The organism is Zymobacter sp. IVIA_12111.31 C1 (assembly GCF_047495495.1).
Lineage (GTDB): Bacteria > Pseudomonadota > Gammaproteobacteria > Pseudomonadales > Halomonadaceae > Zymobacter.
Genome location: NZ_CP179930.1, coordinates 2626023 through 2647044 on the forward strand (window position 1 = coordinate 2626023; position 21022 = coordinate 2647044).

Annotated in this window: 21 protein-coding genes and 1 tRNA gene; 14 read left to right on the forward strand and 8 right to left on the reverse strand. The window is 58.7% G+C overall.

Annotated elements, in window-relative coordinates; all coding sequences use genetic code 11:
* Positions 1-2: 2 nt before the first annotated feature.
* The 7 genes from ACMHYW_RS11705 to ACMHYW_RS11735 all read right to left on the reverse strand — a co-directional run bounded on the left by ACMHYW_RS11705 (position 3) and on the right by ACMHYW_RS11735 (position 5518).
* Positions 3-803: a phage tail protein I gene (locus ACMHYW_RS11705; protein WP_414500071.1), complete on the reverse strand. Its 801-nt coding sequence runs from the start codon at positions 801-803 to the stop codon at positions 3-5.
* Positions 800-1789: a baseplate J/gp47 family protein gene (locus tag ACMHYW_RS11710; protein WP_414500072.1), complete on the reverse strand. Its 990-nt coding sequence runs from the start codon at positions 1787-1789 to the stop codon at positions 800-802. The genes ACMHYW_RS11705 and ACMHYW_RS11710 overlap by 4 nt, the downstream gene beginning before the upstream one ends.
* Positions 1783-2043 carry a hypothetical protein gene (locus tag ACMHYW_RS11715; RefSeq protein WP_414500073.1) on the reverse strand — a complete coding sequence of 87 codons (261 nt, stop codon included), beginning with the start codon at positions 2041-2043 and terminating at the stop codon, positions 1783-1785. The genes ACMHYW_RS11710 and ACMHYW_RS11715 overlap by 7 nt, the downstream gene beginning before the upstream one ends.
* Positions 2044-2120: 77 nt before the next feature.
* Entirely contained in the window at positions 2121-2861 is a 741-nt protein-coding gene (locus tag ACMHYW_RS11720) for a phage baseplate assembly protein V (protein ID WP_414500074.1), read from the reverse strand.
* A complete protein-coding gene (locus tag ACMHYW_RS11725; protein WP_414500075.1) occupies positions 2854-3399 on the reverse strand; it encodes a hypothetical protein in 546 nt (181 codons plus the stop codon). Before ACMHYW_RS11725 ends, ACMHYW_RS11720 begins: the two co-directional genes overlap by 8 nt.
* Before the next feature lie 854 nt (positions 3400-4253).
* Positions 4254-4877: a hypothetical protein gene (locus tag ACMHYW_RS11730; RefSeq protein ID WP_414500076.1), complete on the reverse strand. Its 624-nt coding sequence runs from the start codon at positions 4875-4877 to the stop codon at positions 4254-4256.
* Positions 4878-5431: 554 nt separating this feature from the next.
* Positions 5432-5518 (reverse strand) — tRNA-Leu (locus ACMHYW_RS11735).
* A 137-nt stretch (positions 5519-5655) separates the two neighbouring features.
* Between ACMHYW_RS11735 and queA the strand changes: the two genes are divergently transcribed.
* The 5 genes from queA to secF all read left to right on the forward strand — a co-directional run bounded on the left by queA (position 5656) and on the right by secF (position 11220).
* Complete coding sequence (gene queA, locus ACMHYW_RS11740; RefSeq protein WP_414500077.1) at positions 5656-6693, forward strand: tRNA preQ1(34) S-adenosylmethionine ribosyltransferase-isomerase QueA; 1038 nt, start codon at positions 5656-5658, stop codon at positions 6691-6693.
* Positions 6694-6781: 88 nt separating this feature from the next.
* Positions 6782-7900 carry a tRNA guanosine(34) transglycosylase Tgt gene (tgt, locus tag ACMHYW_RS11745; RefSeq protein WP_027706351.1) on the forward strand — a complete coding sequence of 373 codons (1119 nt, stop codon included), beginning with the start codon at positions 6782-6784 and terminating at the stop codon, positions 7898-7900.
* Positions 7901-7973: 73 nt separating this feature from the next.
* On the forward strand, positions 7974-8312 hold the full coding sequence (yajC, locus tag ACMHYW_RS11750; protein WP_414500078.1) for a preprotein translocase subunit YajC: 339 nt from the start codon (positions 7974-7976) through the stop codon (positions 8310-8312).
* Between the two features lie 142 nt (positions 8313-8454).
* Positions 8455-10314, forward strand: coding sequence for a protein translocase subunit SecD (secD, locus tag ACMHYW_RS11755; protein WP_027706353.1), 1860 nt, complete (start codon positions 8455-8457; stop codon positions 10312-10314).
* A 12-nt stretch (positions 10315-10326) separates the two neighbouring features.
* Positions 10327-11220 carry a protein translocase subunit SecF gene (gene secF / locus ACMHYW_RS11760; protein ID WP_027706354.1) on the forward strand — a complete coding sequence of 298 codons (894 nt, stop codon included), beginning with the start codon at positions 10327-10329 and terminating at the stop codon, positions 11218-11220.
* 713 nt (positions 11221-11933) lie between these two features.
* On the opposite strand, the gene ACMHYW_RS11765 is transcribed toward secF, so the two are convergent.
* Entirely contained in the window at positions 11934-12731 is a 798-nt protein-coding gene (locus tag ACMHYW_RS11765) for an inositol monophosphatase family protein (protein ID WP_414500079.1), read from the reverse strand.
* A gap of 249 nt (positions 12732-12980) precedes the next feature.
* Between ACMHYW_RS11765 and ACMHYW_RS11770 the strand changes: the two genes are divergently transcribed.
* The 9 genes from ACMHYW_RS11770 (at position 12981) to ispG (ending at position 20914) form a co-directional block, all read left to right on the forward strand.
* Positions 12981-13763 (forward strand): RNA methyltransferase, encoded by a 783-nt coding sequence (locus tag ACMHYW_RS11770; protein ID WP_084261970.1) that lies wholly within the window; start codon positions 12981-12983, stop codon positions 13761-13763.
* Positions 13764-14045: 282 nt separating this feature from the next.
* Positions 14046-14516, forward strand: a complete 471-nt coding sequence (locus ACMHYW_RS11775) for a Fe-S cluster assembly transcription factor (protein WP_038279792.1) — start codon at positions 14046-14048, stop codon at positions 14514-14516.
* 145 nt (positions 14517-14661) lie between these two features.
* Positions 14662-15831 carry a cysteine desulfurase family protein gene (locus ACMHYW_RS11780; protein WP_414500080.1) on the forward strand — a complete coding sequence of 390 codons (1170 nt, stop codon included), beginning with the start codon at positions 14662-14664 and terminating at the stop codon, positions 15829-15831.
* 31 nt (positions 15832-15862) lie between these two features.
* The gene (locus ACMHYW_RS11785; RefSeq protein WP_414500081.1) at positions 15863-16189 is read left to right on the forward strand and encodes a HesB/IscA family protein; all 327 of its coding nucleotides are present in this window, start codon (positions 15863-15865) and stop codon (positions 16187-16189) included.
* 142 nt (positions 16190-16331) lie between these two features.
* Positions 16332-16763 carry a nucleoside-diphosphate kinase gene (gene ndk, locus ACMHYW_RS11790; protein ID WP_027706359.1) on the forward strand — a complete coding sequence of 144 codons (432 nt, stop codon included), beginning with the start codon at positions 16332-16334 and terminating at the stop codon, positions 16761-16763.
* 162 nt (positions 16764-16925) lie between these two features.
* On the forward strand, positions 16926-18050 hold the full coding sequence (gene rlmN / locus ACMHYW_RS11795) for a 23S rRNA (adenine(2503)-C(2))-methyltransferase RlmN (RefSeq protein WP_027706360.1): 1125 nt from the start codon (positions 16926-16928) through the stop codon (positions 18048-18050).
* A gap of 78 nt (positions 18051-18128) precedes the next feature.
* On the forward strand, positions 18129-18671 hold the full coding sequence (locus tag ACMHYW_RS11800) for a tetratricopeptide repeat protein (protein ID WP_414500082.1): 543 nt from the start codon (positions 18129-18131) through the stop codon (positions 18669-18671).
* Between the two features lie 158 nt (positions 18672-18829).
* Positions 18830-19792, forward strand: a complete 963-nt coding sequence (locus ACMHYW_RS11805; RefSeq protein WP_414500083.1) for a RodZ domain-containing protein — start codon at positions 18830-18832, stop codon at positions 19790-19792.
* Positions 19793-19798: 6 nt separating this feature from the next.
* Positions 19799-20914 (forward strand): flavodoxin-dependent (E)-4-hydroxy-3-methylbut-2-enyl-diphosphate synthase, encoded by a 1116-nt coding sequence (gene ispG, locus ACMHYW_RS11810; protein WP_414500084.1) that lies wholly within the window; start codon positions 19799-19801, stop codon positions 20912-20914.
* Positions 20915-21022 lie beyond the last annotated feature (108 nt).

Sequence of the window (21022 nt, forward strand, 5' to 3'; positions counted from 1 at the left end):
TCTTATGCAGAACGGGGGTAGACGGTCGTTGCCGTCACCGGAGAGTGAATGAGAATCGCGATGCGCGTTGAAAAGTGTTCGGCGATATCGCCACTGCGTGCGGGGAAAACTGTTGTCACCGTCGAGGGAGAGTCGATATGCACCATCATGTGCTCACGGGCCACACTCTCGGCGGAAGCCGCAGGCTGTGGGTAGACGCGCGTCAGGGTACTGGGCGACAGTGCGGCTGCCCGACCAAAGGCGTGGCCGGTGACCGACTGCGACTGCGGCGACGCAGGGTAGACGGTCACTTCGGCACCGGAACTGGTATAGATCGCGGTGCGTACCTGCCCATGCACTTCTGTGGTGATATCAAGGTTGAGCGTGTCGCGTTCGGCCTTAGCGTCTTCAAGACGCGCCATCAAACGATCGAAGTCGCCTTGGGCGAATCCCGCCGTCGTTCTCGAAATGACACGGAACGAGTAGGGCTGGCCTTGTGGCGACAGCGCATACCACGGCGTCACTTCAGCGGTGTAGCCCATCGACTCAATGGCATGAATCAGAGCGGCCTTGGTCCCCGCTAGGCGCTTGATCGGCCACGATAGCGCAACAGCATCACGTTTGCGCTGCTCGCTATCCGTCGACTGCCACTCACTTACACCACGGTCGGCAGCAAGATAGGGCAGGAATGCGGCAGGCGTTCGCTCTGGTGTCATCAGGTGCGGGAACGGCGGATCAAGATGCCCTAGCAGTTTCTGCCATGCCTGCTCCAATCCGCGCTCTAACAGCGAACTGTTGATAGGTAGCAGACTGTCATCGCTCATGACGTCCGTACCTCAACATTGATAGCGCTACAGTAAGGCGCCTGGTGATCATCGGCGATGATGGAATCCAGTGGTGAAGCCACCTCAATGCGCGCAGCACCAGCCTTATGCAGGACATAGTCGATCCATGAGCGGTCGATGCGCCCTCCCAGCACATGATGTTCGTCGGCGTATTCCTGCAGTGCCTTGCGTGCCGCTTCTTGTGTCAGCGCGGCGTCCGGCCCGGAGTTGATCCACACCGTGGCGTTGATCTCGTAACGCAGGATGTCAGCCCCCTGCACCGTCACTTCATCCGATCCTGGTACCACGTCATCTCGTGCAAAGTGACGACGAACAGCCGTGAGCAATTCATCGCTGGCCGTGCCGTCGCCACTGCGCGATAGCACCGTCACGGTCACCTTGCCGGGCGCAGTGCGCAGGCCGTTACCGTCCTTGATCTGGGCCGCATAGCCCTTGCTGTCAAGGAGATAGGTCACCACCACTTTGCCCGTTTCGGGCGTCGTCACAGACACCTGCGCACGCTCATCCAGCGTGAGGACTTCACGCCGATAGTGCATACGTGACCCGGCGGCAGGCGCATGCGGCGCAAGGTAGTAACGCAGACGTGCGTGTTCATCGGATTCATAGGTCGGAGCGACTGGCGGATAGGCACTGCTATCGCCGGGAGAAATCACTTGGCGCTCTAGCCCCAAATCGGACAGACGCGCATCGAGGTTCGAGCCTTCCGCCCACCACGCCAGCATCTGCGTAATGCGCTCGTTATAAGCACGGTCACGTGTCTGAACGTACACAACGAACGCTTCGGCCAACTTGGTCAGAATCTCGGATTCATAGGTGAAAGTGTCTTTCACCTGCTCGGCCAGCGACGCATCACTCTTGGCGATATAGTCCACGGTGTGTTTTTTCAGCTCCTCCAGCAGCGTCTCGAACGACGCGATCTTAACGATCTCTGGCTTGGAGAGCTGGTTCTGGCCCGGTATCAACATAGGGTTACCTCAAAAGTCACATTGCGGCTTTTCCACTCCCCTGAAAACCGCAGCACTACGCCAGTGGCCGTTCGCGTCGCTACGACCCGATCCGGGGTGAAGTCGCCCAATCCATTGTCTTGGTTGTAGAAGGCTTCCAGTGCATAGGCCTGCACCTTCATCAGCGTGTCGTCGCCCGTGCCCTGCGCGAGGGTCTCATGAAGGCGAGATCCCACGGTGCGGCGGTGCTCACGCGTGCCTTGGGGCGTCGTCATCACCTGCACCACGCGGCTAACAAACTGGTCGAACCCGCTAATTGAGCGGCCTGTATCTCGCTGCATTCCTAGCATGCTCACCCCTCCGGCGGATCTGTCTTGGCTACCCCTTTCTGGACGTTAGGGTGCACGTGGCTGTTGCCGATATTGATGCCGGCATGGGTCACCATCGGGCCATTGAGCGTGATGCCGGCCGCATCGACCCGCAGCATCGAACCGCCTGCGGTTAGTGTGATCGACATGGGATCCATCACGATCGACGACGACGCCACCTGACACAGCATCTGCTGCGCTGCAGCGTCGTACTGTTGAACGGCGCCATCGCTGAAGCGGGTCAGCGTCACTTTCTTGTCGGCATCATGCTGATGAAGCGTGCCGTCGCTGTAATGGATATCCGTGACCTTGCGCTGACTGTCGTGCTGATAGCGCAACCCGTCGGGATATTCCGTCGCGCTCACATGCCCTTCTACGGAAGCAAGCGGAAAACCATCGCTCGGCAAGCCGCACAGCGCCATGGTCTGCGCACTGCTATCACCACCGCCGTAGTTGAGTAGCAGGCACTGCTCACCCACTGAGGGATGACGAGCCTGCCTTACGTCACCGGCGGCGGGCATGAAGTAACGCACCCAAGGGGAGAGGCAGTCGCCGTGCTTGACGCGACAGCGCCCCTGAGCGGGATCAACTGCACTCAGCACGCCCACGCGGATCATATTGCTGAGCTGGCGCTGCACCTCATTGAGCGCATCGCCGACACCCGCTAGGTGTTCGACATGTGACGACAGTGCCTGCTGGATCATGCGTTCGATCAGACTACGCATGCAGACCCTCCTTCAGCGGCGAGTACTGAGCGGCATCATTGATATTGGAAGCGTTGGCATTGGCTACCATCAGGCCATCACCACTGATGACAGGATCGTCATAGAGCGATTCGCCAAGATGGATGATCTGGAAGAACAGCACACGCCAAGCTTCGTAGCGCGTCTGCTCGTGGAAGAAGTCCCTGCGGTGTGCCCTCAGGTTGCGGGGAGCGTAGACCTGCGCTGCGGGCAGGCCCCAGCAGTTGTCATCAACAAGCTGCTGCGCGGCGGCCGCTAGGTCTACTGCGTCACGCACCGCATGATCACGCCCCTTGCCGATGACGGCATGCAATGCAATGCCCATATCGTGTGCATGACGCCCATCACCACCGCGCCCGGTCGTGCACAGCATGCTGACCGGCTCGATCAATATCGACGCAGCACCGGGCGCGCCCGCTTGTTCATCAAGAAGACCGACATAGGTCTCTGGCAACTTTGCGGCCAGCACATCACGTATGGCGTACAGCAGATCCGAGGGCACCTTCAAACTTGATGACATGATGGCGTCCTATCTCTCTATATAAGAAAGCCGACGCATCACGCAGATGCATCGGCTATGAAAATGAACAAGAATCAGTGCGCCACCCACGACGCACCAATAGAAACGCCCCGATACCAGAAGGCATCAGGGCGCAATGAAAGAAGCCTCCGCCAAAGCGGACTTCTAACAGGATGGCACTATTCTGGCAGTCCCCGGACCGTTTTGCGATCGACTGCCGATGTAAAACGCACGGTGACAACTACAGCGTTTCTCGCCATGAAAAGCGGTGCCATAAACAACGACGCCCTCACCGTGCACTAGCACAGCAAGGGCGTTTCATTCGTCATCGAGGCAAAGTAACTAAAGCCACCAATCGTCTCGATACACGTCGTTCAGGATGACACCATTTTGGCAGCCCCCAGACCGTTTTGCGATCGACTGCCGATGTAGAACACACAGTGACACCCGCCATGTTTTAGCCATGACAGGCTGCGCCATAAACGACGACGCCCTCGCCGTGCGCTAGCACAGCAAGGGCGTTTCATTCGTCATCGAGGCAAGGTAACCAACGCTGCCGATCGTCTCGATACACGTTGTTCAGGATGACACCATTTTGGCAGCCCCCAGACCGTTTTGCGATCGACTGCCGATGTAGAACACACAGTGACACCCGCCGTGTTTTAGCCATGACAGGCGGTGCCATAAACGACGATGCCCTCGCCGTGCGCTAGCACAGCAAGGGCATCTATAAAATCAGGGGGTGGTAGGTTCAACCATGATTTTTCTTGTACTTATATAACAACACTCGTAGACCGAAGGCCATTTCGATAGGAAGCGCCAAACAGTAGTGGCCTTCGTTTATATCCGATTTTCTATGCGACAAGAATGCCAGCCTCTAGCAAGGAGTGGTTCATTGCATTCATCAAACGCCCTCTGGCACGAACGCCTGCGCGCTGCAGTGCTTGGGCAGAAGGGAAGGGGCGATCAAGCGCGATATCGAGCCAGCGTGCCAGCACCTGCTGCAGTGACCAGATGTCATCTAGGGTGAGGTCACGCGGAGGCAAAGCTTCCATCGCTTCCAGTGAGGCCATCTCTAGCCGTTCATCTCGCTGGCGTGCGGGTTGCAGCTGATACCCGGTCAGTAACAGGGCCGCCTGATCGCGCGGCTTTAACTGTTCCAGCAACGCCGACGCCGTATGCGCTTCGGCACTACGTCCACCTCGCCGTTCGCGGTGCTGCAAACGCTGAACGGCCCGTTCGTGGAAGGACAGCCCCGGTGCGGTAGTGCGTGCACCGCCCCCTAAGCTCGCGCAGGGTGATGCGCTGGCCCAGCCGCTCAGCGCGTGCTGCTCTTCCGCACTGAACTGAAGGCGATGGTCGATTTCTTCCTGTACCAGCAAGCGAACAAGCGCACAGCGTGCCGGTTCCTGCTGAAGTACCTCGGCATTGCGCCCATAAAGCTGCCGAATCCAATACATGAAATGATGATCTGCCACGCTCGCTCCTCCGCGCATCGTCTTCTAGTCGCTGGCTTGGCAGATGACGTGCTCAACCGTTGCGGCCCAGTCGTCATCTACGCGTTTCCAGCCATGGAATGTCCGTATCGGTGTCAGACGCTCCGAAGGCGCTCATACATGCATAATGTGCACAGCCATCCATTTTCCCGATAGCCATCAACGGCGACCACCTCTTCATTCGAGACGGTCAATCCACTGTATGCTTTGTGCAAACATTGCAAAGGACACCGCCATCCTAAAGCACACGACGCCCAAATCATCGAAGGCGGCGTTGTAAGGCGGCCGCCAACGCATCGGTTCATTTGCAGAATTCGGGAATATGAGCAGCCACTAACTTGGAGAGTCCTTAAACGAGCGGCTGTGCAATGCTAACGTCTGCTTGATAGAAAAATACCGCGACGAGAAGTTACCAATGAGGAACGTTTGCTGACGCAAGACCATTACGAAAGCGAAGAAGGAAAACAAAAAAAGGCCGCTCAAGAGCGACCTTTTCATGGCAGGGCGATGTCGATAACACCACTTTGCTGTATTCGTGGTACCAGTGGCCGGACTCGAACCGGCACGGGGGTTAGCCCGGTGGATTTTGAATCCACTGCGTCTACCAATTTCGCCACACTGGCATAACTATGCGCCTGCATTATACGGAGCCCTTGAGATACGTCAATGACTTTAGAGAACCAATTGGCTATGATGGCCGCCTTATCCTATGGGGGACCACCGCCCTCGTGACACGCTCCTATCATCGGAATGGCAGGCCATGCAACGCTCTGACTTTCACTTCGATCTCCCCGAGGCGCTGATCGCGCGTTATCCGTCAGCCTCCCGCACCGACTGCCGCCTGCTCTGCGTCGACGGGACGAGCGGCCAGCTGGCGCACAAGCGCTTTCCCGCCCTGCTCGATCACCTGAACCCAGGTGACGTCATGGTATTCAACGATACGCGCGTCATTCCGGCCCGCCTGTTCGGTCAGAAAGCCTCCGGTGGCAAAGTTGAAATGCTGTTAGAGCGCCTGCTCGACAGCCATCGTGCGCTGGTACACCTGCGCAGCAGCAAGTCGCCGAAGCCGGGCACTCGACTGCTTTTCGAAGGGGGAATCGAAGCGGAAGTCGAAGGCCGCGATGATGCCCTCTTCATCCTGCACTTCCTGAATGAAGAACCGCTGGTACCGTTACTGGAGCAGCACGGCCATATGCCGCTGCCTCCTTATATTACCCGCGAAGATGAACTGAGCGACCGCGAGCGCTACCAAACGGTTTATGCCCGCAACGAAGGCGCCGTTGCCGCCCCCACGGCGGGCCTACACTTCGACGATGCCATGATGCAGCAGCTGCGCGACAAAGGCATTGAAACGGCCTTCGTCACCCTACACGTCGGGGCGGGCACGTTCCAGCCGGTGCGCGAAGACAACATCACCGATCACGTGATGCACAGCGAGTGGCTGAACGTCAGCGAAGAAACGTGTGACATCGTCAATGCCGCTCATGCCCGAGGCAACCGCGTCATTGCGGTCGGTACCACCAGCGTACGTTGCCTGGAAACCGCATCGCAGGGTGGTACGCTGCGCCCCTTCATCGGTGACACAACGATCTTCATCTATCCCGGCTACCGCTGGCAGTGCGTTGACGCACTGGTCACCAATTTCCATTTGCCTGAATCAACGCTGTTGATGCTGGTATCGGCCTTTGCAGGCTATGACGCTACCATGCGAGCCTACCAAGAAGCCGTCGAGCAGCAGTATGCGTTCTTCAGCTATGGCGATGCGATGTTCCTGACCCGTAAGCCTGAGGCCGAGTGACAGCGCGCCATCGCCACTGCATTGCGCCTGCAATGCCCCGCTTATCGCATTACACGTACGAGAGACCTTCATGAGAGAAGAATGTTTCATGCATTTCGAGCGCATCGCGCAGGATGGCAAGGCCCGTCGCGGCCGCCTGAGCTTCCCGCGCGGTACGGTCGAGACGCCGGCCTTCATGCCGGTCGGCACCTACGGTACCGTCAAGGGCATGACCCCGCATGACATCGAGAAGATCGGTGCCGAAATCATTCTCGGCAACACCTTCCACCTGTGGCTGCGCCCGGGGATGGAGGTGATGGAGACGCACGGCGATCTGCATGACTTCTCTCAGTGGCAGCGCCCGATCCTGACCGACTCCGGCGGTTTCCAGGTGTTCTCGCTCGGCGAAATGCGCAAGATCACCGAAGAAGGCGTCCATTTCCGCTCACCGGTCGACGGCTCCAAAGTGTTCATGGGCCCGGAAGAGTCCATGGCCGTACAGCGCTCTCTCGGCTCCGACATCGTGATGATCTTCGACGAGTGCACGCCTTATCCGGCCACCTACGAGCAGGCTAAGGACTCTATGGAGCTGTCGCTGCGCTGGGCACAACGTTCACGCACCGCACACGGTTCCTCTCCATCGGCACTGTTCGGTATCATCCAGGGCGGCATGTACAAGGAGCTGCGTGAACGCTCGCTGAAAGGGTTGGTCGAGATCGGCTTCGATGGGCTGGCGATCGGCGGGCTATCCGTCGGCGAGCCAAAAGAAGAGATGATGAAGGTACTCGACTACCTGCCGACCATGATGCCGTCGCACCTGCCGCGCTATCTGATGGGCGTCGGTAAGCCGGAAGATCTGGTCGAGGGCGTTCGCCGCGGTGTGGACATGTTCGACTGCGTAATGCCGACCCGCAATGCGCGCAACGGACACCTGTTCACCTTCGACGGCGTAGTGCGCATCCGCAATGCGTCACACCGCCACTCGACGGCACCGCTCGAAGCCGACTGCGACTGCTACACTTGTCAGCACTTCTCGCGCGGCTACCTGCATCACCTTGACCGCTGTGGGGAAATGCTGGGCGCACAGCTCAACACGATCCACAACTTGCGCCATTACCAGCGCCTGATGGCCGGTTTACGCGGCGCCATCGAAGCAGGTACATTGACCGATTACGTAGAGAACTTCTATGCCCGTCGCGGACAGCCCGTTCCGCCGCTGGCAGACTGATCGTTTTCCATAGGCACCCGCTCAACGGGTGCCTTGCCTTACCGTTTCATCCTACTTTTGACGAGGAATACCCATGCTCGATTTTCTGATTACCGCGGCTCACGCCGATGGCGCAGCGGCTCCGGCAACGCAGGGCAGCTCCCTGATTACGTTCCTGCCGATCATCGCCGTTTTCATCCTGATGTACTTCATGGTCATGCGTCCGCAGAGCAAACGTGCCAAGGCACAGCGCGAACTGATGAGCCAGCTGGCCAAAGGCAACGAAATCGTTTTTGCCGGTGGTCTGACAGGCCGCATCACCAAAGTGGTCGATGACTACGTCAAAGTCGAAATCGCCGAAGGCACCGAGCTGACCATCCAGAAGAATGCGGTCATCGCTGTCCTGCCTAAAGGCACGCTGAAAAACATCTGACACATGGCAACACGGGACTGACATCACGCGATATGGGATGTCCGTGCTGTCTGGCAGGTCGGGGCGGCCTTACGCTGCCCCGCTTGCGCGTATCCGCGCGGCGCCTGCCCTGTATTCACGTCAGCCACTAGGGAAGAGCTCAATGCTCAATCGCTATCCACTCTGGAAATATCTTCTGATCGCAGTGGTGCTGATCGTCGGTACGATCTATGCACTGCCCAATCTCTACCCTGAAGAGCCGGCGGTCCAGATCAGCGGGCAGGGAGAAACCCAGCTTACCCGACAGGATCTCGATCGTGCCGTTGCGGTACTCGATCAGGCGGGTATCAGCGTCAAACGTGGTGAAATGTCAGCAGACAACCGTTCCGCTCTCATTCGCCTGAACAGCATCAGCCAGCAGGCACACGCCAAGGAACTGGTCGATCACGAACTGGGTGACAACTACGTCACGGCCCTTAACCTGGCCGATGCGACGCCCGCTTGGCTGCGTGCCGTTGGTGGCGCCCCCATGAGCCTGGGTCTTGACCTGCGGGGTGGCGTGCACTTCATGCTCGACGTGGACATGCCTGCCGCCGTCGATCAGCGTCTGAACACCCATGCGGGTCTGATTCGCCAACTGCTGCGCGACGACAATCTTCGTACGCTGCGCAACAAGGTCGAAAACGGCCAGATCGTCATGTCCTTTACCAGTGAAGACGATCTGAATCAGGCCAAGAGCCTGATCACTTCCAAATTCAGCGACGCCCAGAACTATACGTTCACCACCGAACAGCGTGGCCGCGGCGTGGCACTGACCATGGCACTTAAGCCTTCCGCTCTGCAGGATCTGCAGAACTATGCCATCGAACAGAACCTCACGACGCTGCGTAACCGCGTAAACGAACTGGGGGTGTCCGAGCCTACCGTTCAGCGCGTGGGTGACAACCGTATCATGGTCGAACTGCCGGGGATCCAAGACACCGCTGCGGCCAAACGCGTTGTCGGTGCTACGGCGAACCTTGAGTTCCGTATGGCGGCCACTCAGGAAACATCAGCGGCCGATACCGAAGTCATTCCGTTCCGCAACAAGACCGAGCACCGAGAAGCACCGCTGATGCGCGATGTCATCGTGACCGGTGATCAGGTCTCCAGCGCAAGCGTCGGCGTCGACCAGAACGGCCGCCCGTCCGTCAGCATCCAGCTGGATAGCGCAGGCGGTAAAGAAATGTCGCGCGCCACGCAGAACAACGTCGGCAACGCAATGGCCGTCATCTACATCGAGCACAAGAGCGACGCCGTTACCGATGCCGAAGGTGATGCTCAGCGCCATACCCGTACCGAACGCGGCATCATCAGCCTCGCTACGATCCAGTCCCAGCTGAGCGATAAGTTCCAGATCACGGGGCTGCGTTCCGCCAGTGAAGCACAGGAACTGTCACTGCTGCTGCGCTCCGGCTCGCTTGCCGCGCCGATCTACTTCTCTGAAGAAAGCACCATCGGGCCAAGCTTGGGTCAGCAGAACATTGACCGAGGCATCATGTCCGTCGGCGTCGCGCTGGCGATGCTGATCGTCTTCATGATCCTGCGCTACAAAGGCTTCGGCATCATCGCTACGCTGGCACTGATCGCCAACTTGGCGCTGCTGCTGGCCCTGATGTCCCTGATGGGTGCCACGCTGACCATGCCCGGTATTGCCGGTATCGTGCTGGCACTGGCAATGGCCGTCGACGGGAACGTACTGATCTTTGAACGTATCCGTGAAGAACAGCGCACCCAGCTTGCACCGCTGCAAGCCATTCAGGCGGGTTATGACCGCGCACTGACGTCTATCGTCGACTCCCAGCTGACGACACTGCTGGTCGCCCTGATCCTGTTCAAGATCGGTACCGGCCCTGTCAAGGGCTTCGCCGTAACGACCGCCATCGGGATCATCACGTCAGTGTTCACGTCGGTGACGCTCAGCCGTGCCCTGACTCATCTGGCCTACGGCTATCGCCGTACGCTGAAACGTCTCTGGATCTGAGGGGCCATGACAATGAAACTCATCGACTTCATGGGTAAACGTCGAATTGCCTACGTCATTTCCATTCTGCTGACGATCATCGCAATCGGCTCACTGGCCACACGTCATCTGAACCTGGGGCTGGACTTCACGGGTGGGACGATCGTGCAGGTGCACTTTGATCGCCAGCCGGATCTTGAACAGGTACGCGAAACCATCGCCAAAGCGGGGTATCCAAACCCGACCGTACAGGCAGGCGGTACGACTCAGGATGCGCAAATCCGCATGCAGGTCGACTACACCGACAACATCGGCCAGAAGATCGCAGCGGTCATTTCCAGCAGCGATAATGCGGCTCATGTGGTCAGCGCCAACTTTATCGGCTCGCAGGTGGGTGACCAGCTTAGCAATCAAGGGGGCAAAGGCCTTCTGTATGCGCTGATCGGCATCATGATCTACCTTGCCCTGCGCTTTCAGTGGAAGTTTGCTCTGGGGGCTGTACTGGCACTGGCACACGACGTATTAATCGTCATCGGCATCTTCTCGATCTTCCACTTGGAATTCGACCTGACCGTGATGGCCGGTGTGCTAGCGGTGCTGGGGTATTCACTCAATGATACGATCGTGGTCTATGACCGTATCCGAGAGAACATCCGCACTTCGCGCAGCCACGACATCGTGCAGATCTGCAACGATGCCATCAATCAGACGCTGGCGCGTACCATTGCAACCTCCGGTACGACCCTGCTGGCACTGTGCGCGCTGTACACCATGGGCGGCGAGATGCTGCACAACTTCTCGCTGGCATTGATCTTCGGGGTCGTACTGGGTACGTTCTCGTCGATCTACGTTGCCGCCGCTTTGCTGGTACTGTTCAAACTACGTCGTTCGGACCTGACCAAGCCACAGCACGACAGCACGCCCTGACCGTAAACGCCTTTCGAGGCGCTGCACTACAGGCGTAAAAAACCCCTAACGGTGATCGTCACCGCTGGGGGTTTTTCATATCCACACGCCATGTTCATTTACGGTGTGATGCCTTACATGGCCGCCCCTTCGCTCAAGCACAACAAGCTCAAACGAAAACGAAAATGGTCACCGCGGGCTTTTCTCTTATCCACCCGAAGCCTCCATCAGCAAAGCCATGCCCGCCCCGCTGCCAAAACACAGCAATCTCGCATAAGGCAATTAATCACCACTGCGGGCTTTCCCTTATCCGCACAAAGCACCCACCTGCGAAGTCGCACCACACATGACCGCTCTACCACCCAAACACAGCGGTCCCGCATAAGACAATTGATCACCACCGCGGGTGTTCCTTTATCCGCACAAAGCACCCACCTGCGGAGTCACACCACACATGACAGCTCTACCGCCCAAACACAGCGGTCTCGCACAAGACAATTGATCACCACCGCGGGCTTTCCCTTATCCGCACAAAGCACCCACCTGCGAAGTCGCACCACACATGACCGCTCTGCCGCCTAAAACACAGCGGTTTCGCATAGCAGATGCCTCTCTAAGCGAAAGGGCAATATCTCAAGCAGAAGTGTATCGCTTTACATCAAGAAGAGGCGACGGTATCAACAAAAATGGCCAGCCCGAAGGCTGGCCATTTAGCACTGCTGCACCGTAGGCAATCAGGAGGCGATAGACGCGAACTGACGTACCAATACGGGGAACAGGCGCTGGTGCGATGCCATCAGTACGGTTTCCGGCTCAATGCGCGGAGAACCGTTAAGCGGGCCAACGATTGCGCCAGCTTCTTTCAGCAGCAGCGAAGCAAGGTGGGTATCGTATTCGTCCAGACCGAAGGCCAGGGCGAAATCGACACGACCGGCGGCGAAATCAGCCAGGTCCAGCAGCGGGCAACCGGAAGAACGGATCATGTCGACCTGCGGTGCCAGTGCACGCGTGACGGCCTGATACTGTTCGATATTGCGCGCACGAATCCAGCGTTCCGGCAGGCTCATGGCAACGCGCGTATCTTCGATCTGAGCGACCGGCTGCGTACGCATGCGGTGCTGATTGAAGCGCGTGCCCTGACCGCGGCTCACCACGAATTCTTCATCAGTGAAGGGGGAGATCAGAACGCCGTGCTCGGCACGACCCTTGACGTAGCAGGTCATGGAGATCGCCCAGCCCGGAGCGCTGTGCGCCAGGTTGGAATAGCCGTGCTGCAGTTCGATTTTCCAATGGAAGTCTTTGCCCATTCCGGTACCTTCGCGGTACGGAGTGAAGCGACCAGAAATGCCGTGGAGGGGATAGCCACGCTCAAAGCTGCGCACAATCTGTGCCTCAGCGAAGCGTGCTGTGTCTTCCAGCAGGATATCGAGAGTCTTGTCTTCGCGAGCGACTTCGATCTTCTCGCGCATGCGGTAATACGTATCCTGAGCGCCACGCAGGGCACGCAGGGCGAATTCGACCATAGGTTGCATGGTATATCGACCTGATTCAGAGTGATGAACGACAAGGCTCCCCCATTAAAGGGGCCCCTACCGAAAGGCACTGTTAAAGAGCGAAAGAGTTGCGGAAGCGCGCTACCGAAGAAGCAGACGTCCTGCAAGGGACGCTATCCTAGCAGAACGTCCAACAGCCGGAAAGCATCATGCTAGAATCTGCGTCAATTACGCCTTGTGCTTACTCATCTGCCGCCGCATGCGGCGCTTCAGGTCAAAGGAATTTCCGTGGACGCACTTCCTTCAGATAGCTGGCTTTCTCGCATTCGCATCGTTCTGGTCGGCACCAGCCACCCAGGCAACATCGGCGGCGTAGCGCGCGCCATGAAGAACATGGGCCTATTCGATCTGGCGCTAGTCAGCCCGCGCTGTGCCCCCAACGAACGCGATGCCATCGCACGTGCATCCGGCGCAGACGATGTGCTGGCCAACCTCACCACTCACCACACGCTGGCGGAAGCGCTGACCGGCTGCACATGGGTCGTAGGCTGCAGTGCCCGCAGCCGCACGCTGCCGTGGCCGATGGTAACGCCGCGTGAATTCGCAGCGCGCCTACCGGGAGAACTGACCGCTGGCGGTGAAGATGCCCGCGTCGCGATCGTATTCGGCCGTGAGGATACAGGCCTCACCAACGACGAACTGCAGCACTGCCAAACCCATGTCCATATCCTCACCAATCCCCAGTTCTCTTCGCTGAACTTGGGAGCGGCAGTACAGGTCATGGCCTACGAAGCGCATCAGTGCTGGCGCGATCACCAAGATATCCGTGATGAGCACTCAGATACGCCGTTCGGCATCGAATGGGATCACCCGCTGGCCACGCAGGACGAGCTGGAACAGCTGTTCGTGCACATGGAACGCTCGCTGATCGCACTCGGTTTCCATGACCCGGAAAACCCCCGCCAATTGATGCCCCGCCTACGACGTTTGTATGCCCGTGCTCGCCCCGATCGGATGGAAGTGAACATCCTTCGCGGCATCGCCAGTGCCATAGAAAAGGCCAAGCGATAGGCTAAGAAAAGGGCGTTTTTGATCGCTTTTTAGCGCGGCACGGCGTCGCAAGCGACATTTATCCACAACCCCCTACGATCCTGCTCAATCCCGCATGATCACGGCGTTTTCCTAGCGATAGAAAGATTTTCTTAATTCCTATTAAAATTGTGGGGTATTGACATACCCCCCTTGTTATCTATATGCAATTGTGGTCAAGGCTCGCTTACGACGGGTCGACAGTACTCCCGCTTTTATACCCATCATTCACATAACGCCTAATTATTACGAGGGCACACTTTCATGCGCCTGACCACAAAAGGCCGCTACGCGGTCACTGCAATGCTGGATCTGGCAATCCACGCTGAAAACAATACGCCCATCAGTCTGGCGGATATTTCCAAACGCCAGGCCATTTCGCTCTCCTATCTGGAGCAGCTCTTCGCTCGCCTGCGTCGTTCGGGGCTAGTCAACAGCGTGCGGGGACCAGGGGGTGGTTATCTGCTGAGCGATTCTCCTGACAACATCTCCATCGCACGCGTTGTGGATGCCGTCAACGAGTCCGTGGACGCGACGCGCTGTCAGAAGCGTGGCGATTGTCAGAATGGAGCGCCGTGTCTGACGCACCATCTGTGGTGCGAACTGTCCGATACCATTCACGACTTTCTGGATGGCATTTCGCTGGGACAGCTGCTGCGTCGTCGCGAAGTTAGCGACATTGCGCATATGCAACAGGGCCATCACGACGAGCGCGTGATCTCCTTTGCGCACTGAGGCAGCGTAGCAAGACCCGCCCGGCCGCTTTTTTACGTTCGCCGACGTAGGTCATAACGGTTATCATTTGCGTGTAGTATAGTAGCCATGCAAGATGTTCAGGAATTGCATGGCTCTATTCACCGACCAGCAAAGGTAGCCGCCCATGCCTCGATTCCCCCTCTATTTCGATTACGCCGCCTCTACCCCCGTCGACCCTCGTGTAGCCGATATCATGGCCCAGCACCTGACGTTGGATGGCAACTATGCCAATCCCGCGTCGCGTAGCCATATGCCCGGCTGGCTGGCAGAGCAGGCCGTCGAAATAGGGCGCCGTCAGGTTGCGGATACGCTCAAAGTCGATCCTCGTGAGATCATCTGGACGTCAGGGGCTACCGAAGCAGACAACCTTGCCTTGATCGGGTTCATGCGCGCCAATGCCGATCGCGGCCGCCACCTCATCACGTCGATCATCGAACACAAAGCCATCATCGACACGGCACGCTACCTCGAAGAGGAAGAAGGCGTGCGCGTCACATGGCTGACGCCCGAAGCCGATGGGCGAATCTCCCCCGCCGCTCTCGAAGCTGCCATTTCCAATGAAACGGCACTCGTATCGCTGATGGCGGTCAACAACGAAGTGGGCAGCATCAATGACCTGAAAGCGCTGGGCGATATCGCTCACGCTCACGGCGCAGCGTTCCACGTCGATGGCGCACAGGCCATCGGGCATATTCCGCTCGACCTCAGTCAGCTGCCCGTCGACATGCTGTCGCTGTCCGGCCATAAGGCCTATGGCCCCAAAGGTGTAGGGGCGCTTTATATCCGCCGAGACACCCGTGTGGCCCCGCTTATCCACGGAGGCGGTCACGAGCGCGGCTACCGCTCGGGCACGCTGCCGACTCACCAGATTGCGGGTATGGGCAAAGCCTTCGAGATCATCAACCAGAATCTGGACGGCGAGATCGCACACCTACGTGACATGCGCCAACGCTTCCTCGACGGTCTGCAATGCCTGACGGCCACCCATATCAACGGCCCCCGCGACGGCGGTTCACCGCATCTGGTTAACCTGGCATTTGAAGGCATCGACGGTGAAACGCTGATGATGGAAATGAAGGAATTGGCGGTCTCAACCGGTTCGGCCTGCAACTCCGCCAGTCTGACGCCCTCCTTCGTACTGACGGGCATTGGGCTGTCGCCCGAACTGGCACTGTCCTCTGTGCGTTTCAGCTTTGGCCGTTTCACCACCGCCGAAGACATCGACGTCGCCACGCAGGTCATCATGCAGGCCGTACGCAAGCTGCGCCCGACGACCAACGACCAGCACGCCTAGGCGCGCCCAGACACTATTTCGGAGACACTTCATGGCTCAGATCACCATGACTCAGGCCGCCGCCGATCAGATCAAGCGCCTGATCGCCAATGAACACCATGCGCTCGGGCTACGCGTGGGCGTCAAGCCCAGCGGCTGCTCAGGCTATGCTTACACCCTCGACCTGGCACGCCAACTGAACGATGATGATCATGTCTTCACGCATGACGACGCCCAGATCATCATTGATGATGAAGCGCTGCACATGCTCGACGGCACCGAAGTGGACTACGTGAGCGAAGGCCTCAACCGCCTGTTCAAGTTCCACAACCCCAACGTCAAGGACGAATGCGGCTGTGGCGAAAGCTTCAGCGTCTGACACGCCCGCTGATGGATGAGTCGGCCCCGCGGCCGATATCGAACAGGAGAGCATGCACGATGACATGCCATGTCCTTCCGTTCATGTCACCGCGCGTGAGTATCGCCTCTCCGTCAATCGCATTCATTACAAGGAGCAGTTCATGGCTATCGAACGTACGTTTTCTATCATCAAGCCCAATGCCGTTGCCCAAAACGTGATCGGTGAAATCGAGCGACGTTTTGAGCAGGCAGGTCTGACGATCATCGCCATGAAAATGCTGAAACTGACGCGCGAAGAAGCCGAAGGGTTCTACGCCGAGCATAAGGGCAAGCCGTTCTTTGCTGGCCTAATCGACTTCATGACCTCTGGCCCGATGATCGTGCAGGTGCTGGAAGGCGAAAATGCCATCCACCACAACCGCGAGCTGATGGGGGCCACCGATCCGGCCAAAGCGGCACCGGGTACGATCCGCGCCGATTTCGGCTCTCACGAGCAGGTGTCAGCCAATGCCGTGCACGGCTCGGATTCGCCAATCTCCGCCGCACGTGAAATCCGCTATTTCTTTACTGAGGATGAACTGTTCCCGCACTGATCCCATCACTGCGGCACCGTCCCTCGGCATTCTGCGCGCACAGCGCCTCTCTGCGGCCGTTCCCTCTGTACGGGCACGGCCAGACAGGGTAGGCTCTGTGCGCCTGTTTTCATTCTGTAGCTAGTGCCTTTCGCACCTAGTGTTCTCGTTTCCGGACAGACGATGACCGCAACTGATTCTGCTGCGCCCCGCCCCAACCTGCTGGGCTTCTCCCTTGATGATATGGTGGAGTTCTTCACCGGTATCGGAGAAAAGACATTCCGCGCCAAACAAGTGATGAAGTGGATTCATCATGAGGGCGTGACCGATTTTGCCGACATGACCAACCTGTCGAAGGCACTGCGCGAAAAGCTGACGCGTACAGCCGAAATCCGCGCACCGCGCGTGGCATGGCAGGGGGAGTCCAAGGACGGCACCCGCAAGTGGGTCATCGAAACCGATGGCGGCAGCTTGGTCGAAACCGTACTGATTCCTGCCGACGGTGGCCGTCGCACGCTGTGCGTCTCGTCACAGGTAGGCTGTTCGCTCGACTGCAGCTTCTGCTCGACTGGCAAACAGGGCTTCGCCCGCAACCTGACCAGCGATGAAATCATCGGACAGGTCTGGATCGCCAGCCACACCGGCGCCGCTTACGACGATGGCCGACGCCCCGTCACCAACGTGGTGATGATGGGCATGGGCGAGCCGCTGATGAACTATCAGCCGGTCGTCACCGCCATGAAGCTGATGCTGGACGACAACGCCTATGGGCTGTCCAAGCGCCGTGTAACGCTGTCCACGTCCGGCGTCGTGCCGATGATCGACAAGCTGGGCGACGAACTGGACGTCAGTCTGGCGATCTCGCTGCATGCACCTACCGACGAGCTGCGCAACACTCTGGTGCCCATCAATCGCAAATACAATATTGAGAAGCTACTGGACTCATGCCGCCGCTATCTCGAGAAGTGCGGCGATGCTCGAATGATCACGGTGGAATATACCTTGATCAGTGGGGTAAACGATCAGCGTGAACATGCCGATCAACTGGCTGAACTGCTGCGGACTATTCCGTGCAAGATCAACCTAATTCCCTTCAACCCGTTCCCCGGATCGGGCTACGAGAAACCGTCGCGTAACCAGAGCATGCGTTTTCAGGGCTGGCTGTACGAGCACGGCTACCATGCGCCAATCCGCCAGACGCGCGGTGACGACATCGACGCCGCCTGTGGACAGCTGGTCGGTCGCGTCAAGGACCGTACTCGCCGCCAGGAGCGCTATATTCAGACGCTGCAGCTCGACGCGGACTGATTCGACGCTCACGCAGTAATGCATGACAGCGCACGATGGTAGCGTATGCCGAACGGGGGCCGACACAGAGGCACCGTCATGCTTCGACATACGCTTTACCCAAGCGCCAGACACGCGCTGTGCTGGATACTGTGCCTACTGAGCTGTAGTGGATGCACCCTGTTTCACCCCGCGCCATCACCCGCGGCTAGCACTGCTGCTCAGGCATGGATAGCCGTCGGACAGGAGTATCTGGTCGAGGGCGATATCAGCGGTGCGCGCCAAGCTTTCGATCACGCCCGCCGCTTCGATGAAGCGCAACCGACGCTCTGGCATGGGCTGGCGCTCTGCGCACAGCTTGAGCATGACGGACCGCTGGCACACGAGCGGTATCAGCGAGCGCTGGCACTGGCCGAACAGCGCGCGGGAGATACGCACGAAGCGGATGACAGCGATCGAGACAGAGAGTACGTTGCCCTTCTCAATAACCACGCACGTCTGTTGTATGATGAAGGGGCTATACGCGAGGCTTGTGCCGAATTCGACAGGGCCGCTCGATACCCTACGGGTATCGGCAATCCCATTACGGCGCAGAACCTTACCCTGTGCCATACGATATCCGTGGCACCATCGCCCTTGTGACACGACAGCGGTGCCACTCCGAAGACAAGGACCGTCACCGTTGATGCAGCAGGGTCAGCAACACCGGAATATCAGGCTTTTCGTGAAGCCTCCTGTCGCCGGGTTCACCTATAGTTAGGCATGACAGTGATTGCCACGATTTGACAAGGACACGCCGCATGAGCGAACAGTCAGCCCCCTCCTCCCCCCAGCTCAGTGCCGGACAACTGCTGCGCCGCGCACGTGAGCAGCAGCAACTCGGCATCGAACAGGTCGCCGCACGCCTGAACCTTCGCCCGTCGCTGATCACCGATATCGAAGCCGACAACTACGATCATCTCCAGATCGTGGCTTATCGGCGCGGGTATCTGCGCGCCTACGCACGGCTGCTGAAGCTGTCCGAGGCAGAAGTTACCGCCGCCCACGATCGCGATAACGTGACGACCCAGCAGAAGGAACCGCATCGTCCGGCTCCGATTCGCCCGATCAAGCGCCCGAGCCGCTTCGGCCGCGTGCTGTTCCGCATCGTCACTCTTGCGATCATCGTGGCACTGGCCATCATGACCCTCAACTGGTGGCGCACTCATCAAGACGTAGATGACAAGCGTACGCCGTCGACCGCTAGCGATATTGGTACGGTGCCGCTGTCCGGTCAGCCCATACAGCCCGTCACGCCACCGGCCATTGCCCCCGCCGAGCAGCCTGCTGCACCGACAATGACGCCAGCTCCCGCTCCGACAGTACCGCAGGAAGATTCCTTGCAAGTACCTGTGTCGCAGGGGATCAACGGCGCTCAGCTGACCGAAAATAGCGCCGCAGCGATGGCCCAGAACAACGCACTGGCGCAGGAAGCCTCTTCCGCCGCGGGCGCAGCCACCACGACCGCTCCGGCCCCAGCAGCGGCACCGCTGGCACTGAGCTGCCGCCAAGACTGCTGGATCCAAATCCGTGACGCCGAAGGCACCAGCCTGCAGAGCGGTCTGCTGAAAGCCGGTACCCCGCGCGAGTTCGCAGGCAAGGCACCTTATCGCATCGTGATCGGAAACGTCGCTGCGGCCACGCTGTCCTATCAGGGCAAGCCTGTAGATCTTAAGCAATACGCTCGCGGCGGTAATGTTGCGCGCTTCAACCTGGGTCAGTAACCGATTATGCATAACCCGTCATCGATCAAACGCCGCCCTTCACGCCAGATTCATGTGGGCAACGTGCCTGTCGGCGGAGACGCTCCCATCAGCGTCCAAAGCATGACCAACACCAATACGCTCGACGTAGCGGCAACCGTGGCTCAGATACAGCGTATCCAAGCCGCGGGCGCCGACATGGTGCGCGTATCGGTGCCTGATATGGACTGCGCAGAAGCGTTCGGCAAGATTCGTCAGCAGGTAGATATCCCGCTGATCGCTGACATCCACTTCGATTACCGCATCGCGTTGCGCGTAGCCGAGCTGGGCGTCGACTGTTTGCGCATCAACCCGGGCAACATTGGCCGTGAAGATCGCGTGCATGCTGTCGTGCAGTCGGCACGCGATCATGGCATCCCAATCCGCATCGGCGTCAACGCGGGTTCGCTGGAAAAGGACCTGCAGCGCAAGTACGGCGAACCCACGCCACAGGCATTGGTCGAGTCGGCAATGCGCCATATTGACTACCTCGATAAGCTCGACTTTCAGGACTTCAAAGTGTCGCTGAAGGCCAGCGACGTCTTTATGGCCGTGGCGGCGTACCGCCTGATTGCCGACCAAATCGAACAGCCGCTGCACCTCGGCATCACCGAAGCGGGCGGCCTGCGCTCGGGCACGGTGAAGTCTTCGGTCGGGCTGGGCATGCTGCTGATGGACGGTATCGGTGATACCTTGCGCATCTCGCTGGCGGCTGACCCCGTCGAAGAGATCAAGGTCGGTTTCGACATCCTCAAAAGCCTGCGCCTGCGCAGTAAAGGCATCAACTTCATCGCTTGCCCTAGCTGTTCGCGCCAGAACTTCGATGTCATCTCGACCATGAACGCACTGGAACAGCGGCTTGAAGATGTCACTACCGCGCTCGACGTGGCCGTCATCGGCTGCGTCGTCAACGGCCCGGGGGAAGCCAAGGAAGCCGATCTAGGCCTGACGGGGGGAAGTCCCAACCTGGTCTACATCGACGGCAAGCCGGTCTCGAAACTGCGCAATGATAATCTGGTCGACGATCTGGAAGCGCTGATCCGTGAGCGCATCGCGCGCAAGCAGGAAGAAGAAGACAACGTGATCGCACGCAGCGGCCTTTGAATCAGGTATCATCAAAGGTCCCTTGACGCATAATGCGGTGCGCCGACAGGCGCAGCGCCCACGAATTCAAGAACGAACGCAGGCCGCCAAGAGCGGCCTTCTCAGGAG

What these genes read in the sequence shown, in the direction of transcription:
- ACMHYW_RS11705 (WP_414500071.1), bottom strand. Translation starts at nt 803, where the DNA reads ATGAGCGATGACAGTCTGCTACCTATCAACAGTTCGCTGTTAGAGCGC.
- ACMHYW_RS11710 (WP_414500072.1), bottom strand. Translation starts at nt 1,789, where the DNA reads ATGTTGATACCGGGCCAGAACCAGCTCTCCAAGCCAGAGATCGTTAAG.
- ACMHYW_RS11715 (WP_414500073.1), bottom strand. Translation starts at nt 2,043, where the DNA reads ATGACGACGCCCCAAGGCACGCGTGAGCACCGCCGCACCGTGGGATCT.
- ACMHYW_RS11720 (WP_414500074.1), bottom strand. Translation starts at nt 2,861, where the DNA reads ATGCGTAGTCTGATCGAACGCATGATCCAGCAGGCACTGTCGTCACAT.
- ACMHYW_RS11725 (WP_414500075.1), bottom strand. Translation starts at nt 3,399, where the DNA reads ATGTCATCAAGTTTGAAGGTGCCCTCGGATCTGCTGTACGCCATACGT.
- queA (WP_414500077.1), top strand. Translation starts at nt 5,656, where the DNA reads ATGCAACGCTCTGACTTTCACTTCGATCTCCCCGAGGCGCTGATCGCG.
- tgt (WP_027706351.1), top strand. Translation starts at nt 6,782, where the DNA reads ATGCATTTCGAGCGCATCGCGCAGGATGGCAAGGCCCGTCGCGGCCGC.
- yajC (WP_414500078.1), top strand. Translation starts at nt 7,974, where the DNA reads ATGCTCGATTTTCTGATTACCGCGGCTCACGCCGATGGCGCAGCGGCT.
- secD (WP_027706353.1), top strand. Translation starts at nt 8,455, where the DNA reads ATGCTCAATCGCTATCCACTCTGGAAATATCTTCTGATCGCAGTGGTG.
- secF (WP_027706354.1), top strand. Translation starts at nt 10,327, where the DNA reads ATGAAACTCATCGACTTCATGGGTAAACGTCGAATTGCCTACGTCATT.
- ACMHYW_RS11765 (WP_414500079.1), bottom strand. Translation starts at nt 12,731, where the DNA reads ATGCAACCTATGGTCGAATTCGCCCTGCGTGCCCTGCGTGGCGCTCAG.
- ACMHYW_RS11775 (WP_038279792.1), top strand. Translation starts at nt 14,046, where the DNA reads ATGCGCCTGACCACAAAAGGCCGCTACGCGGTCACTGCAATGCTGGAT.
- ACMHYW_RS11780 (WP_414500080.1), top strand. Translation starts at nt 14,662, where the DNA reads ATGCCTCGATTCCCCCTCTATTTCGATTACGCCGCCTCTACCCCCGTC.
- ACMHYW_RS11785 (WP_414500081.1), top strand. Translation starts at nt 15,863, where the DNA reads ATGGCTCAGATCACCATGACTCAGGCCGCCGCCGATCAGATCAAGCGC.
- ndk (WP_027706359.1), top strand. Translation starts at nt 16,332, where the DNA reads ATGGCTATCGAACGTACGTTTTCTATCATCAAGCCCAATGCCGTTGCC.
- rlmN (WP_027706360.1), top strand. Translation starts at nt 16,926, where the DNA reads ATGACCGCAACTGATTCTGCTGCGCCCCGCCCCAACCTGCTGGGCTTC.
- ACMHYW_RS11800 (WP_414500082.1), top strand. Translation starts at nt 18,129, where the DNA reads ATGCTTCGACATACGCTTTACCCAAGCGCCAGACACGCGCTGTGCTGG.
- ACMHYW_RS11805 (WP_414500083.1), top strand. Translation starts at nt 18,830, where the DNA reads ATGAGCGAACAGTCAGCCCCCTCCTCCCCCCAGCTCAGTGCCGGACAA.
- ispG (WP_414500084.1), top strand. Translation starts at nt 19,799, where the DNA reads ATGCATAACCCGTCATCGATCAAACGCCGCCCTTCACGCCAGATTCAT.